Origin of the sequence: Methylobacterium sp. Leaf111 (genome assembly GCF_001423285.1) — a bacterium.
In the GTDB taxonomy this organism is placed as follows: Bacteria; Pseudomonadota; Alphaproteobacteria; order Rhizobiales; family Beijerinckiaceae; genus Methylobacterium.
In genome coordinates this window covers 1-12,492 of the sequence record NZ_LMNE01000002.1, presented here as the reverse complement: position 1 = coordinate 12,492, position 12,492 = coordinate 1, and the positions used below count along the sequence as shown (strand labels likewise).

General features: G+C 68.4%; 14 protein-coding genes. 7 read left to right on the top strand and 7 right to left on the bottom strand.

The window, feature by feature from the left end; all coding sequences use genetic code 11:
- Positions 1–60 precede the first annotated feature (60 nt).
- Positions 61–189 carry a hypothetical protein gene (locus ASF41_RS26405; protein ID WP_274534750.1) on the top strand — a complete coding sequence of 43 codons (129 nt, stop codon included), beginning with the start codon at positions 61–63 and terminating at the stop codon, positions 187–189.
- Between the two features lie 55 nt (positions 190–244).
- On the opposite strand, the gene ASF41_RS04555 is transcribed toward ASF41_RS26405, so the two are convergent.
- From ASF41_RS04555 to ASF41_RS04545, 3 genes are all read right to left on the bottom strand, one after another.
- Complete coding sequence (locus ASF41_RS04555) at positions 245–1,198, bottom strand: metallophosphoesterase (RefSeq protein WP_056379440.1); 954 nt, start codon at positions 1,196–1,198, stop codon at positions 245–247.
- Between the two features lie 168 nt (positions 1,199–1,366).
- On the bottom strand, positions 1,367–1,582 hold the full coding sequence (locus ASF41_RS04550; protein ID WP_056491281.1) for a hypothetical protein: 216 nt from the start codon (positions 1,580–1,582) through the stop codon (positions 1,367–1,369).
- Between the two features lie 289 nt (positions 1,583–1,871).
- Positions 1,872–3,269: an aminotransferase gene (locus ASF41_RS04545; protein ID WP_056491278.1), complete on the bottom strand. Its 1,398-nt coding sequence runs from the start codon at positions 3,267–3,269 to the stop codon at positions 1,872–1,874.
- Between the two features lie 102 nt (positions 3,270–3,371).
- Between ASF41_RS04545 and ASF41_RS04540 the strand changes: the two genes are divergently transcribed.
- Positions 3,372–3,911 (top strand): hypothetical protein, encoded by a 540-nt coding sequence (locus ASF41_RS04540; protein WP_056221180.1) that lies wholly within the window; start codon positions 3,372–3,374, stop codon positions 3,909–3,911.
- Positions 3,901–4,629 (top strand): HAD family hydrolase, encoded by a 729-nt coding sequence (locus ASF41_RS04535; RefSeq protein WP_056491277.1) that lies wholly within the window; start codon positions 3,901–3,903, stop codon positions 4,627–4,629. The genes ASF41_RS04540 and ASF41_RS04535 overlap by 11 nt, the downstream gene beginning before the upstream one ends.
- Here the strand turns inward: ASF41_RS04535 and ASF41_RS04530 are convergent.
- Positions 4,626–5,009, bottom strand: a complete 384-nt coding sequence (locus ASF41_RS04530) for a MarR family winged helix-turn-helix transcriptional regulator (protein ID WP_244479562.1) — start codon at positions 5,007–5,009, stop codon at positions 4,626–4,628. The genes ASF41_RS04535 and ASF41_RS04530 overlap by 4 nt on opposite strands.
- A 239-nt stretch (positions 5,010–5,248) precedes the next feature.
- Between ASF41_RS04530 and ASF41_RS04525 the strand changes: the two genes are divergently transcribed.
- A complete protein-coding gene (locus ASF41_RS04525) occupies positions 5,249–6,028 on the top strand; it encodes a DUF1499 domain-containing protein (RefSeq protein WP_056221188.1) in 780 nt (259 codons plus the stop codon).
- A 7-nt stretch (positions 6,029–6,035) separates the two neighbouring features.
- Here ASF41_RS04525 and ASF41_RS04520 read toward each other — a convergent pair whose 3' ends face one another.
- Both ASF41_RS04520 and ASF41_RS04515 read right to left on the bottom strand, forming a co-directional pair.
- Complete coding sequence (locus ASF41_RS04520; protein WP_056221191.1) at positions 6,036–6,953, bottom strand: MBL fold metallo-hydrolase; 918 nt, start codon at positions 6,951–6,953, stop codon at positions 6,036–6,038.
- A gap of 86 nt (positions 6,954–7,039) precedes the next feature.
- Positions 7,040–7,711 (bottom strand): DUF2865 domain-containing protein, encoded by a 672-nt coding sequence (locus ASF41_RS04515; RefSeq protein WP_162242102.1) that lies wholly within the window; start codon positions 7,709–7,711, stop codon positions 7,040–7,042.
- A 567-nt stretch (positions 7,712–8,278) separates the two neighbouring features.
- Here ASF41_RS04515 and ASF41_RS25395 point away from each other — a divergent pair.
- The 3 genes from ASF41_RS25395 (at position 8,279) to ASF41_RS04505 (ending at position 12,077) form a co-directional block, all read left to right on the top strand.
- Positions 8,279–8,524, top strand: a complete 246-nt coding sequence (locus ASF41_RS25395; RefSeq protein ID WP_210166976.1) for a hypothetical protein — start codon at positions 8,279–8,281, stop codon at positions 8,522–8,524.
- A 313-nt stretch (positions 8,525–8,837) separates the two neighbouring features.
- Positions 8,838–10,535 carry a PAS domain-containing methyl-accepting chemotaxis protein gene (locus ASF41_RS04510; RefSeq protein ID WP_056491272.1) on the top strand — a complete coding sequence of 566 codons (1,698 nt, stop codon included), beginning with the start codon at positions 8,838–8,840 and terminating at the stop codon, positions 10,533–10,535.
- Between the two features lie 135 nt (positions 10,536–10,670).
- Positions 10,671–12,077, top strand: coding sequence for an Nramp family divalent metal transporter (locus tag ASF41_RS04505; RefSeq protein WP_407067257.1), 1,407 nt, complete (start codon positions 10,671–10,673; stop codon positions 12,075–12,077).
- A 22-nt stretch (positions 12,078–12,099) separates the two neighbouring features.
- Here the strand turns inward: ASF41_RS04505 and ASF41_RS24605 are convergent, their stop codons facing one another.
- Positions 12,100–12,249 carry a hypothetical protein gene (locus tag ASF41_RS24605; RefSeq protein WP_156389572.1) on the bottom strand — a complete coding sequence of 50 codons (150 nt, stop codon included), beginning with the start codon at positions 12,247–12,249 and terminating at the stop codon, positions 12,100–12,102.
- Between the last annotated feature and the right edge of the window lie 243 nt (positions 12,250–12,492).

Below are 12,492 nucleotides of genomic sequence, written 5' to 3'. Positions count from 1 at the left end.
GGTGGCCTATTCCCGGAAGGCTGCCATGATCCCCCAACCACAATCGGAAGGAGACAGGTCATGGCGGCGGAACAGAAGCGCGGAAGTCGCGAGGCGAAGAAGCCCAAGAAGCCCGTGACGAAGACGATCGCGGCGGCGCCCTCGACCAAGGGCACGGTGGTCGCGGCACCGAAGGCCGGCAAGAAGTAGGCCCGCAGGGCACCGGTGCGGGCCCGAGCCCGCGCCGGGGTGCCCCCGAGGCGCGTCAGCCCTGGATGAGCCCGGGTCCCTGAACGGTCTTGCCCGCCGGATCGGACGCGCTTCCGAGATTCAACAGGACGATCTCCGGGGGAACCCCCAGGCGCACCGGAATGCGGCTCACGCCGAACCCCCCCGAGATGATCATCTGGCGGCCTTTCCGGACCACATGGCCGTAGGCGAAATCGTTGTTGCCGTGGATCGCCGCAATGGCCGGCGAATAGCCGAAGAGGCGAACCTGACCGCCATGGGTGTGGCCCGCGAGGGTCAGGGACACGCGGTCCGGCACGTCGAGGAACAGGTCCGGCTCGTGGATCATCAGAAGAACGGGCGCGGAGTCGGTGATCTTCGCGAGCGTGCCCGGCAGGTCGTCGCGCCCGCCCTCGTCATCTTCCAAGAGGAACGGAATCTGGTCGCCGACGCCCGCGATCCAGAACGGCTTGCCGTCCTTCACGAGACGCAGGGCGTCGTTCTCCATGACGGGAATCCCGACATTCTCCAGCGCCCTCTGCGCTTCCACGGGGCCGTCGCGGCGCGCCTGCGCCTGCTTGTCGTCCCACCAATCGTGGTTGCCGAGGATCGAGTAGACCCCGAGCGGGGCGCGGAGCGCCGACACCACCCGGGCGAATTCCGGCAGCGGGATCTTTCGGTAGGTGACGCTGGGTCCGGCCGGGTAGTCCCCCAGCATCAGGATGAGATCGGGCTTCAGCGCGTTCGTGGTGTCGACGATCTCGGCGATCCGGTCGAGGGGCATGAACGGCTCGCCGACATGGAAGTCGGCCAGCACGGCCACGCGCAGCGACAGGCCGGGTGTCCAGTTCGGAAGGACGGGGGCGTAAGGCGTGACCACGAGACGGTAGAGCGGCTCGATGCCGAAGGCGTAGACACCCGTCGACCCGACGACACCCGCACTCGCCCCGAGCCCGGTCAGGAACTGCCGGCGGCTCGGCAGGATCAGCATGGTCAGGCTCCTCGGTCGCGCGAAGGACGCGGCGCGTCCCTCTCGCCACAAAAGATGACGAAAGCGAGGAGCGTGCCGCGCTCAGCGTGACCGTTAGGCCCGAGGCGTTGAGGAAGGACTACCGCAGGGGTGGACTCGCGCCCCTCGACGCAACCCACCGTCGAGACGTCAGGACAGTGGCGTGTCCTCGTGCTCGAAGCGCGCGGAGCGGGTGCCGCTCAGGAGCCCCGTCCGAGCCGACTTCTGCGCCTTGGACACGGCCTGTACGGCCGCTGCCAGGGCCGGAAGTGCGACGGGCCGGAACGTCTCAGCCTGATGATCGACGATGATGGTGGAGCGGTCGGAACGTCGAGCGGTGCCTGAAGTCTGTGGGCGCGAGTGCATGTAACGGGTGTCCTGTTGTGCTCGACAGGCTCTGTCAGGTTCTCGTGCCTAATCTTGAGCCATGAACGTCTCGCGGGCACCGTTTGGTTTCACCCGGACGCCGATCGAGCGACGTGACAACCATAGAGCCGCCGCCAACCTGAATGAAAGCTTAAGGGTCTCACGATCCCTTGACCAAAGCCCAAATCGACCGCGCGTCCCATCTCGAGAACACTTAAGCAGGGCCGCGCTTGCAGCGCAAAAGACATCATGCACTGCGAAGAATACCTTCGCGGTGCAATCTTGATGGTCAAGCCACGGGACGCGGAGCGGCTTCGAGCTTCTGCTCCGCGATCCAGGCCGAAGTCCGGTCGAGGGCTCGCGTCAGGCGGTCGAACAGGGTGTCGATCTCGGAGGGCGCGATCACCAGGGGCGGGCAAACCGCGACGCGGTCCCCGGCGAGGAACCGTACGATCAGCCCTTCGGCCTGGGCGAAGGCGACCACCCGCGCCGCCACGCCGGCCTTAGGCTCGTATTGCCGGCGGGACGCCTTGTCCGCCACGAGCTCGATGCCGCCGATGAGCCCGATGCCGCGTGCCTCCCCGACGAGGGGGTGATCGCCCAGCGCCGCCAGGCGCGCCTGGAACTGCGGCGCCTTCTCGGCGCCCCCCTCGACGATGCGGTCGCGCTTGTAGATCGCGATGGTCTTGAGGGCGACGGCGCAGGCGACGGGGTGCCCCGAATAGGTGGTGCCGTGTCCGAAGGTCCCGAGCTTGGCGCTCTGCTGCACCATCAGACGGTAGAGCGGCTCATCGACGGAGATGCCGCCGAGCGGCAGGTAGCCGGAGGTGAGCGCCTTGGCGAAGGACAGGCTGTCGGGCCGCATCCCCATCGCCTCGGATCCGAACCAGGTCCCGAGCCGCCCGAAACCGCAGATCACCTCGTCGGCGATGAAGCGCACGTCGTGCCGGTCGAGCACGGCCTGGATCTTGGCGTAATAGCCCGCGGGCGGGAGAATGGCCCCGCCGGCGCCGAGCACCGGCTCGGCCACGAAGGCCGCGACGGTCTCGGGGCCCTCACGGAGGATCACCGCCTCCAGCTCGGCGGCGAGGCGGGTGGTGAAGGCCTCTTCGCTCTCCCCCTCCTGCCCGAAGCGATAATGGTGCGGGCAGCCCACATGCAGGAAACCCGGCAGCGGCAGGTCCCAGTCGGCGTGGTTGGCGGGCAGGCCCGTCATCGAGGCCGTGGCCACCGTGACCCCGTGGTAGCCCTTGATGTGCGAGAGGATCTTCTTCTTGCGGGGTCGGCCCAGCGCATTGTTCATGTACCAGGTCAGCTTGACCTGCGTGTCGTTGGCTTCCGAACCCGACGAGGTGAAGAAGATCTTCGAGGTCGGAACCGGCATGAGCTCCTTCAAGGTCTCGGCCAATTCGATCGCCGGGTCGTGGCTCCGCCCCGAAAAGAGGTGCGTGAAGGGCAAGCGCGCCATCTGCTCGCTGGCCGCCTCCACCAATTCCTCGTTGGAATAGCCCAGCGCCGTGCACCACAGGCCGGCCATGCCCTCGAGATAGGGTCGGCCGTCGCTGTCGTAGACCCACACGCCGTGGCCGCGCTCGATGACGAGCGGCCCCGTCTCGCGAAAGGTCTCCAGGTTGGTGTAGGGATGGATCAGGGTTTCGACGTCGCGGGTCGCGAGGTTCGAGAGCATAGTTTTGCCTGACGGTTGGCCGATGGCCGACATGGGTGCGAGACTGTAACGAGGGGCGCCCGCCGTAGAAACCCGCGCGACGTCGCAACCGGACCCGAACCCATGCTCGACCCCGCCACCATCGTGGCTCAACCCGCCCCCGGCCGCGCCTGCGGAACCTGCACCCTCTGCTGCAAGGTCTACGACGTCCCGGCGGTGGAGTCCGTTGCCGGGCAATGGTGCCGGCACACCCGGCAGGGGCGGGGCTGCGCCATTCATGCGACCCGGCCCGATCATTGCCGCGCCTTTCACTGCCTCTGGATGACCGAAGGCTGGATGGGCCCGGAATGGAAGCCCGAGCGCGCCAAGATGGTGCTGAGCCTCGATCCGATCTCGCGCCACATGAACGTGCAGGTCGATCCGGGCCAGCCGAATGCCTGGCGGCGCGAGCCCTATTACGGCCAGCTCAAACGCTGGGCGGTGTCGTCCCTGGCCCAGAAGCGCCACGTCCTCGTCCATCTCAACCGGACCACCACCGTGGTGCTGCCCGACCGCGACGTGGCCCTCGGCGTCTTCGAGCCCGGCGACCGCATGGTGGCGCGCGAGCGTATGACTCCGCAGGGGGTCGTGATCGAGGTCGAGAAGGTCCGCGATGCGGCCTGAGATTCTCGGGACCACGATCCGCGGGATCCTGTTCGACAAGGACGGGACCCTCGTCGATTTCGACCGGACCTGGGGGCCGGCCGCCTATTCGGTGATGTCCGACCTGTCGGGCGGCGACCGGTCCCGGCTGGATGCGCTCATGCGGGTGAGCCACTACGACGAGGTCGGCCAGCGCTTCGCGCCGACCTCGCCGCTCATCGCCGGCTCCTCGGCCGGCTACGGCCCCCTCTGGGCCGAGGTCCTGGACCGGCCCGCCGGCCCGGCGCTCTATGGCGAGATGGACGCGTTGTTCCGCGCGGCCGGCCTCGCGGCGCTGACGCCGATCGGTGCACCGTCGGACCTCGCCGCATGCCTCGTGGCCGGCGGCTTCACCCTCGGGATCGCCACCAACGACGCCGAGGCTTCGGCGCGGGCCCAATGCGCCGCCCTCGGCCTCGCGTCGCACTGCGCCTTCGTGGTGGGCTATGATTCCGGTCACGGCGCCAAGCCGAAGCCCGGAATGGTCACGGCCTTCGCCGACCATCTCGGGGTGCCGGCGAAGCGGATCGCCATGGTGGGGGATTCCCCCTACGACCTCGTCGCGGCCCGCGCGGCCGGGGCGATCGCGATCGCGGTGCTCAGCGGCCCGCTGGGTGCCGCCGCCCGGGACGAGCTGGAACCCCTCGCCGACTACATCCTCGACTCGGCTGCGGATTTGCCGGCGCTGCTCGGGCTCTAGCCCGCTTCGCCGGTGACCGGCTGCTCACGGGCCAGATCGCGCCACTTCAGCACGAGGCGCTCGAAATCCACGATGTCCTGGGCCGGCAACTGCCCCAGGGTGCGGGCGACGTACGCCTTCTGCGCGACGATGCCGCGCGTGGCGAGGTCCGCTCCGGCGGGGGTGAGATAGAGGGCGTGCGAGCGCCGGTCGCCCGGGATCGGACGACGCTCGACGAGGCCGGCTTCGACGAGACGATCGATCAGCCCGGAGACGTTGCCCTTGGTCACGTAGAGCCGCGCCGCGAGGTCCTGCTGCGTCATGCCCTCGCGCTCGGTGAGGGTGGAGAGGGCATCGAATTGTGGGATGGACAATCCCAATCCGCGCAATTCCCCGGCCATCGCGGCGGTCACCCGACGGTTGAGGCGGATGAAGCGAAACCAGACCCGCAGAGGATCGGCAGCCTCGGCGGGGGTCGGAGCGGGTGGAGGCACGGGCATCGTCGGGCGGCTATAGCAGACACGGCGCCACTCCCGGAAGCTTCGCGACACACAGCCCGGGTGGCGCCGGGGAGCGCGGACCGGTAAAGCTCCAGGCATACGGCCCCGCGGATCGTCCGGACAGCGAATCTCGTCACAGCATGCGTCGTCTGCCCTACGAAGATCCCATCACCCGCGCCGGCCCGGTCTCGCGGACCGTCGCGGTGCTGGCCCTCCTCGTCAGCCTCTTCGCCCTCGTCCTGGTGCGCGATCCGCGCGCCGAGGCGGGCCCCGCCCTGGCGACCCTCGGCGCCGGTCTCGTTCTGGCGGGGGTCGCGGTTTTCCTGGCCCTCGTCGCCTTCGTCCGGGTCTGGCGCGAAGGCGCGCGGGGCCTCGGGGCGGCCCTGGCGGGCCTGTTCCTGGCCGGTCTCGTCCTCGCCTATCCGGCCTACGCGGCCCTGCGCGCCCTGAGGCTGCCGGCGCTCGCGGACGTGACCACCGACACCGACAATCCCCCGGCCTTCTCGCGCTCCCGCACCGCCTTCGCTGCCCGCGAGGGTCGCTATCCGCCCGATCCAGGCCCCGCCGCCCGCGCCGCGCAACGCGCGGCCTATCCGCAGATCGCGCCGCTGACCCTCGACCTCGATGCCGACGAGGCCTTCGAGCTCGCACGCAAGGCGGCCGTGAACCGCCGTTGGCAGATCGTCGAGGCGATCCGCCCCGGCGGACGTGTCGGGAACGGCCGCATCGAGGCGGTGTCGCGCGGTCCCATCCTCAACCTCGCCGATGACGTCACCGTTCGGGTCCATCCGCGGGCGGACGGGGCCCGCATCGACGTCCGCTCCGCTTCGCGCCTCGGCACGCGGGACTTCGGCAGCAACGCCGACCGCATCCGCGCCTATCTCGACGAAGTCGCCAATCTCGCCATCGCGGTGAAGTGAACGGGCGTCAGGCCGGTGCGTAGCGGCTGTCGAGCCGGGCAGGGCCGTCGCTCCGCACGACGCCGCGCTCGACCAGATCCTCGAGGTGGGCGAAGACCGACAGGGCGGCCGCTCCGCGCAGGGCGGGGTTCAGGCCCTGGTAGATCGCCGCGACGATGGCGCGGATGTCCCGGTCGCCCGCCTCCAGGCGCCCGCGGATCGCGCTCTCACGCTGACGGCGATGGGTGGCGAGACCGCGCACGAAGCGGCGCGGGTCGCGGACCGGTCCGCCATGGCCGGGCCAGTAGATCGTCTCGTCACGGTCCCGCAGAGCCTCGAGGGACTCCATGTAGGCGCGCATCGCGCCATCGGGGGGCGCCACGATGGTGGTCGACCACGCCATCACGTGGTCGCCCGAGAACAGGGCCGTCTCCTCCCGCAGGGCGAAGGCGAGGTGGTTCATGGTGTGGCCCGGGGTCTCCACGGCCTCGAGGGTCCAGCCTGGCCCCGCGACCGTGTCGCCCATCCGCAATTGCCGGTCGGGGACGTGGTCCCGGTCGGCGCTGGCATCGAGATGGGGGATCTCGCCCGCGCCGAGCGTGCGCGCCGCCCGGTGCGGACCGCAGCCGAGGATCGGCGCGCCCGTATGCGCCTGGAGCAGCCGGGCTCCCGGCGAGTGATCCCGGTGGGTATGGGTGACCAGGATGGCCGTCACGGGGGCCCCGGCGCAGGCCGCGACGAGCGCCGCGATGTGCCCCTCGTCCGCCGGGCCTGGATCGACGATCGCGACGGCCTCGTCGCCGACGAGGTAGCTGCAAGTGCCGGTCGCCGTGAACGGTCCGCCGTTCGGTGCGATCCGCCGCCGGACCAGGGCGGAGAGCCGGACCGTCTCGCCGCTGGGAGGCGGCGAGCCGTCGAGGTCGGGATCGGACTGCGTCTCGCTCATAGCGGCTCCTGAGCGGGTGGAATCGAACCGGCCCCTCAGCCGCCATCGGTCGAGGGACAACGCGCGGCACGCGACCGGCCGCCGATTCAATAGACGAAGGGCGCTGCCATCACGACCCGGGTCGGCGCCCGGACCGCACCGAAGCGCGGCTCGATGTCGATCGGCGGCGGCACCGGTTCGAAGCCGTCGGACGCGGCGACCCGGACGCGGAGCGCCCGATCGGCTCTGCGGACACCCTGGCGGAGGGCTCGGGCATCGGCCTCGCGGCGGACCACATCGACCTTGGCATCGATGTCGCGCCGCGCGCGGCGCGACAGGCCGCGCGCCTCGCGGAAGTCGACGACGGTGAAACCGCCGGCGCGGGCCGGTACGACGACGGCCGCGCTCGCCTCGGTGGCGACGATGTCGCCGGCGCGCACGGTCATGTCCTGGAGAATCGAGAGCGGCGCGGCCACGCCCTGCTCGGGCTGACAGCTGCACTGCTCCACCCGTTTCGTCCGATAGAGGTTGGCCACGGCGAGGCTGCGGTAGGGCTGTCCGTCGAGACCGACGGCGCGGTCGAATTCGGTCTCCCCCGCCCCCAGGGTGAAGAGACGCGTCGGCGTGTTCGGGCAGGCCGCCGCGCAGGCGGCCTCGTGAACCGGCAGGTCGGACCGGTCCCCGAGGCGTCCGAGGGGGAAGACGTAGCCGTCGCAGGATCGCACGCAGACGGTGCGGGCCCCCAATACGGTGCGCGCGGCGGCCGGCACAGCCGGCACCTGGTTTCTCGCGGCCGGACCACGGGGATGCCGGATCCGGATCGGTCGGGCCGCGGTCGCCTCGACAAGGGGGCGCGGCGTTTGGCGCATCGGCCGCACGGCGCTCACCCGCCGGGCGTCGGGAAGCGAGACGTAATGCCCGGGCCGGCGTGCGGGAATCGATGCCGCCGGCGGAGGGGCCGGCTCACGGAACAGCGTCTCGAGGAAATTGAAGAGGCCCCCCCGCTCCGAGGCTCTGACCATCGTCGTCCCCGCCGTGACCCCACCGAGACCCAGAAGAAGGCCGGCCAGTGCCGTCCCTATCATCTGCTGTCGCGTACCGGCCGGTGCGAGACGCTGCCACTTCATACCCGCCGGCTCCGCTTCCGTCGCTGAGATCGTTTTGGCCGCCTCTCACGGGGCACGGCTTCCTCAGGTACACATCATCGCGGACCCGGCGCAACGGCGGCAAACAACCGAGACGGGCGCGCGTGACGACGGAGCGGCGGCATCCTGGCTGGTTTCGACGGCCGGCAGGGCGGTGCAGTTTCAACGACGCACAGCCATGCCGTCGAAACATATTGCTCGATGTTCCTCAGTCGCGTGATCGATGGCGTCGTGCCCGATCGCCCTGTTGGCAATGAAACCACGGTGAAGGACCGACCGCCGATCGCAATCCCGGTGTCGTGGGAAGGCTACGGCCATGCGGTCTTTCATCGAAACTTCGACATCGGCTCACGGCAATCGGACGGAACCGGCGACATCCGGGTCGCGCGGACGACCAGAACGAGCAATTCGCCCAAACAGCTAAGACTGCTCTTCCCTCGAAGCTAACCTTTGATGGAAACCCGGACTACAGATTTCTCCGGATCATCACGGGGATTTTATCTACGGTTTCATTCGGATTTAAGGCTTTCCGGCTTCAATCGGTGTGCACCGGGGAGGGTGCCGGCAGCGGTTCCCACGCTGTCGTCGAAACACCCCACAGGGGATGTCGAGCGCTCCGGATCGTCGAGTCGACAGCACAGTTCCCTCGAGGAATCGCGCCGCGCTTCCTCACCGGTGGTCGGGCCCGTCCCACGGGCACCACGGAGGGCGCAGAGGTGTCCGCACGGCAGTGGAACGCATCGCAGCCGAGGATTGGCCCATGACGTTCTTCAACACCCGCACCGCGGCAAAGCTCGAGGCGCTCGACCGGTCCCAAGCCGTGATCGAGTTCCTTCCCGACGGCACGATCGTGGCCGCCAACGAGAATTTCCTGAAGACCGTGGGGTATGAACTCGCGGAGATCAAAGGCCGGCACCATCGCATGTTCGTCGACGCGGCGGATCAGGACCGTCCGGCCTACGAGGCCTTCTGGGCCGCTTTGGCCCGAGGAGAGTTCCAGCGTGCCGAGTACAGGCGGATCGGCAAGGGTGGCCGCGAGATCTGGCTGCAGGGAACCTACAATCCCATCCGGGGACGGGACGGCCGCGTGACCAGCGTGGTCAAATTCGCCACCGACATCACGGAGGAGAAACAGCGGAGTGCCGATACGCGGAGCCAGATCGAAGCGATCGGCCGGTCGCAGGGCGTGATCGAGTTCGACCTCGACGGCACGATCGTGAATGCCAATCGAAATTTCCTCGATGTGGTGGGATACAGCCTCGAGGAGGTGAGGGGCCAGCATCACCGCCTGTTCGTCGACGGCCCCGAACGGGACAGTGCCGCCTATCGTGTCCTCTGGGAGGGATTGGCCAGGGGCGTTTTCCAGAGCGGCGGGTTTCGGCGCGTCGGCAAGGATGGCCGCGCGATCTGGCTGCAAGCCACCTACAATCCGATCCTCGACTTGGCCGGGCGCCCGGTCAAAGTGGTCAAGTTCGCCACCGACGTCACGGCCGAGAAGCTGCGGACTGCAGAGCTGCAGGGCCAGGTGGAAGCGATCGGCCGCTCGCAGGGCGTGATCCATTTCGATCTCGCCGGTCACGTCCTGGATGCGAATGCGAATTTCCTCGCCGTTCTGGGATACGATCTCGCTCAGATCCGGGGCCAGAACCACCGCATGTTCGTCGACCCGACCTATGGAGCCTCGGCCGAGTACAATGCGTTCTGGGCCGCCCTGCGCCGGGGCGAGTTCCGCAGCGGCATCTTCCAACGCGTCGGCGCAGGCGGCCGCACGATCTGGATCCAGGCCTCCTACAACCCGATCCTCGACATGAGCGGCCGGCCGTTCAAGGTGGTCAAGTACGCCACCGATATCACGGCGCGGATGCGCTCGCAGATCGAGGCCGCCGGCGCCTCGTCGCAGACCCTCGTGAATGTCCAAGCGGTGGCCTCGGCCGCCGAGGAATTGAACGCCTCCATCGGCGAGATCGCCAGCAGCCTTGCCCGGTCCCGCCAGGAGGTGGACGAGATGGACGAGCGCGCGCAGAGAGCCGACCGGTCGACCGGCCAGCTCGCTGACGCCGCCGCGTCGATGAACGGTATCGTTCAGTTGATCCAGGGCGTCGGCGGGCAGATCAATCTGCTGGCCCTCAACGCTACGATCGAGGCCGCCCGCGCTGGCGAGGCGGGGCGCGGCTTTGCCGTGGTGGCGGGCGAGGTGAAGAACCTCTCCAACCAGGTCACGAACGCCACGGCACGGATCGCCGAGGATATCAAGACGATGCAGACGGTCTCCGGCGACGTCGTCGTCTCCTTGACGGCCATCGGACAGGCGATCGACGTGGTTCGCGGCTTCGTCACGGGCGTGGCCTCTGCGGTGGAGGAGCAGAGCGCCGTCACGCAGGAAATCTCGATGAGCATGCAGACGGCGGCTCACGGCGTGGCCGATATCGATCGCAACCTGCAAGCTCTGGCATCCTGACGGCCTGCGGGTCCGAGAGGAGCAACCATCGCGTCGGGTCCGACTTAGCCGTTTGCTCTTTTTATAGCTCCTGCTATAAAGCGGTGGGCTGCTTCCAGGCGCCCGGCGGTCCTCTTCCCGGAAACACGCGTGGGCATGGCTCGACACGAACCTCTGACGGCTCCGATGCCCGTCTCGGCACCGGAGGGTACCCTGGCGAACGGAACGCGCACGGAAGGATCCTGGCGCTTCAGCCGGGAGACTCTTGACCACCCGAGCCTCGGACGCATGAACGGCAGCGTTCCCGTTCAGGCGACAGGCACCTGGTTGCGTCGACTGCTGGCCTTCATCGGCCCCGGCTACATGGTCTCAGTCGGCTACATGGATCCCGGCAACTGGGCGACGGACATCGCCGGCGGTGCCCAGTTCGGCTACACGCTGCTCTCGGTCATCCTGCTGTCCAACCTCATGGCCATCGTCCTCCAGGCGCTCGCCGCTCGGCTCGGGATCGCGACGGGTCGCGACCTCGCCCAGGCCTGCCGGGATCATTACCCGCGCCCCATCAGCCTGATGTTGTGGCTCGCCTGCGAAGCGGCGATCATCGCCTGCGACCTCGCCGAGGTCATCGGGACGGCCATCGCCCTCAAGCTCCTGTTCGGCTTGCCCCTCGTCGTTGGCGCAACCCTCACGGCGCTCGACGTTTTCCTGATCCTGCTCCTGATGCGGCGGGGCTTTCGCGCGCTCGAGGCCTTCGTCATCGCTCTGTTGGCCGTGATCTTCGTGAGCTTCGGGATCCAGATCGCACTCGCGGCACCACCACTCCAAGCGGTGCTCGGCGGCTTCCTGCCCACATCCGAGATCGTCCGGAATCCGGCGGCGCTCTACATCGCCATCGGCATCATCGGCGCCACCGTGATGCCGCACAATCTCTACCTGCATTCCTCCATCGTGCAGACGCGGGCTTATCCTCGGACGGACGACGGCCGACGTGAGGCCATCCGCTTCGCGGTGGCCGACTCGACGATCGCGTTGATGCTGGCCCTGTTCGTGAATGCCGCCATCCTGATCATGGCCGCCTCGGTGTTCCACGCCCAGGGACGCACCGACATCCAGGAGATCGAGCAGGCCTACGAACTGCTCTCACCGCTCCTCGGAGCCGGCATCGCCTCGACGCTGTTCGCGGTGGCGTTGCTGGCCTCAGGCCTCAATTCCACCGTCACGGCGACGCTGGCGGGACAAATCGTGATGGAAGGATTCCTGCGCCTGCACATCCCGGACTGGGCCCGACGCCTGGTCACCCGGGGGATCGCCATCGTGCCGGTCGTCGGCGTCACGGCACTCTATGGGGAACAGGGTACGGCGAAGCTGCTCGTGCTGAGTCAGGTGGTGCTGTCGATGCAGCTCCCCTTCGCGATCATCCCCCTGGTCGGATTTGTCTCCGACAGAGGGAAGATGGGGGTTCACACGATCAAACCCTGGCTCAAGGTCGTGTCCTGGGCCATCGCGGCCCTGATCGTCGTCCTGAACGGCAAGCTGCTGTTCGATACCGTGATGGGCGCCTGAAACGACGCCCTTCAGGCAGGCCTCAGCGGCGACGGTCGGCGCGGACACGCACCGGGATCGGCTGAGGCGCCGGCATCGGCCCTTCGAGGATCGCACCGATCAGCGAGCGACTGGCCTCGGCGACGGTTTTGATCAGACGTCGCGCGATGGAGGCGACAGTCGATTGTCTCATGACGGGCTCCTGACCGACGGGCTGAGGACGAACGTCGCATCCCGGGCCGGGTTCCGGTTGCGATGAGACACAGATAGCAACATCAGTGTCGCTTGCTCAGGGGTCGAGGGCAATCGGCCGCATCGGTGCGAAACGCGCAAAAAAACTAGGCTGGCAAATCTAACTGTTGGGCTTGGCGTTCGAGGGCGGTGAGGTAGGCATCGGGATCGCGTCGGAAGCGGGTTCGTGCGACGCGCGCTTGGC

What these genes read in the sequence shown, in the direction of transcription:
- ASF41_RS26405 (WP_274534750.1), top strand. Translation starts at nt 61, where the DNA reads ATGGCGGCGGAACAGAAGCGCGGAAGTCGCGAGGCGAAGAAGCCCAAG.
- ASF41_RS04555 (WP_056379440.1), bottom strand. Translation starts at nt 1,198, where the DNA reads ATGCTGATCCTGCCGAGCCGCCGGCAGTTCCTGACCGGGCTCGGGGCG.
- ASF41_RS04550 (WP_056491281.1), bottom strand. Translation starts at nt 1,582, where the DNA reads ATGCACTCGCGCCCACAGACTTCAGGCACCGCTCGACGTTCCGACCGC.
- ASF41_RS04545 (WP_056491278.1), bottom strand. Translation starts at nt 3,269, where the DNA reads ATGCTCTCGAACCTCGCGACCCGCGACGTCGAAACCCTGATCCATCCC.
- ASF41_RS04540 (WP_056221180.1), top strand. Translation starts at nt 3,372, where the DNA reads ATGCTCGACCCCGCCACCATCGTGGCTCAACCCGCCCCCGGCCGCGCC.
- ASF41_RS04535 (WP_056491277.1), top strand. Translation starts at nt 3,901, where the DNA reads ATGCGGCCTGAGATTCTCGGGACCACGATCCGCGGGATCCTGTTCGAC.
- ASF41_RS04530 (WP_244479562.1), bottom strand. Translation starts at nt 5,009, where the DNA reads ATGGCCGGGGAATTGCGCGGATTGGGATTGTCCATCCCACAATTCGAT.
- ASF41_RS04525 (WP_056221188.1), top strand. Translation starts at nt 5,249, where the DNA reads ATGCGTCGTCTGCCCTACGAAGATCCCATCACCCGCGCCGGCCCGGTC.
- ASF41_RS04520 (WP_056221191.1), bottom strand. Translation starts at nt 6,953, where the DNA reads ATGAGCGAGACGCAGTCCGATCCCGACCTCGACGGCTCGCCGCCTCCC.
- ASF41_RS25395 (WP_210166976.1), top strand. Translation starts at nt 8,279, where the DNA reads ATGTTCCTCAGTCGCGTGATCGATGGCGTCGTGCCCGATCGCCCTGTT.
- ASF41_RS04510 (WP_056491272.1), top strand. Translation starts at nt 8,838, where the DNA reads ATGACGTTCTTCAACACCCGCACCGCGGCAAAGCTCGAGGCGCTCGAC.
- ASF41_RS04505 (WP_407067257.1), top strand. Translation starts at nt 10,671, where the DNA reads ATGGCTCGACACGAACCTCTGACGGCTCCGATGCCCGTCTCGGCACCG.
- ASF41_RS24605 (WP_156389572.1), bottom strand. Translation starts at nt 12,249, where the DNA reads ATGAGACAATCGACTGTCGCCTCCATCGCGCGACGTCTGATCAAAACC.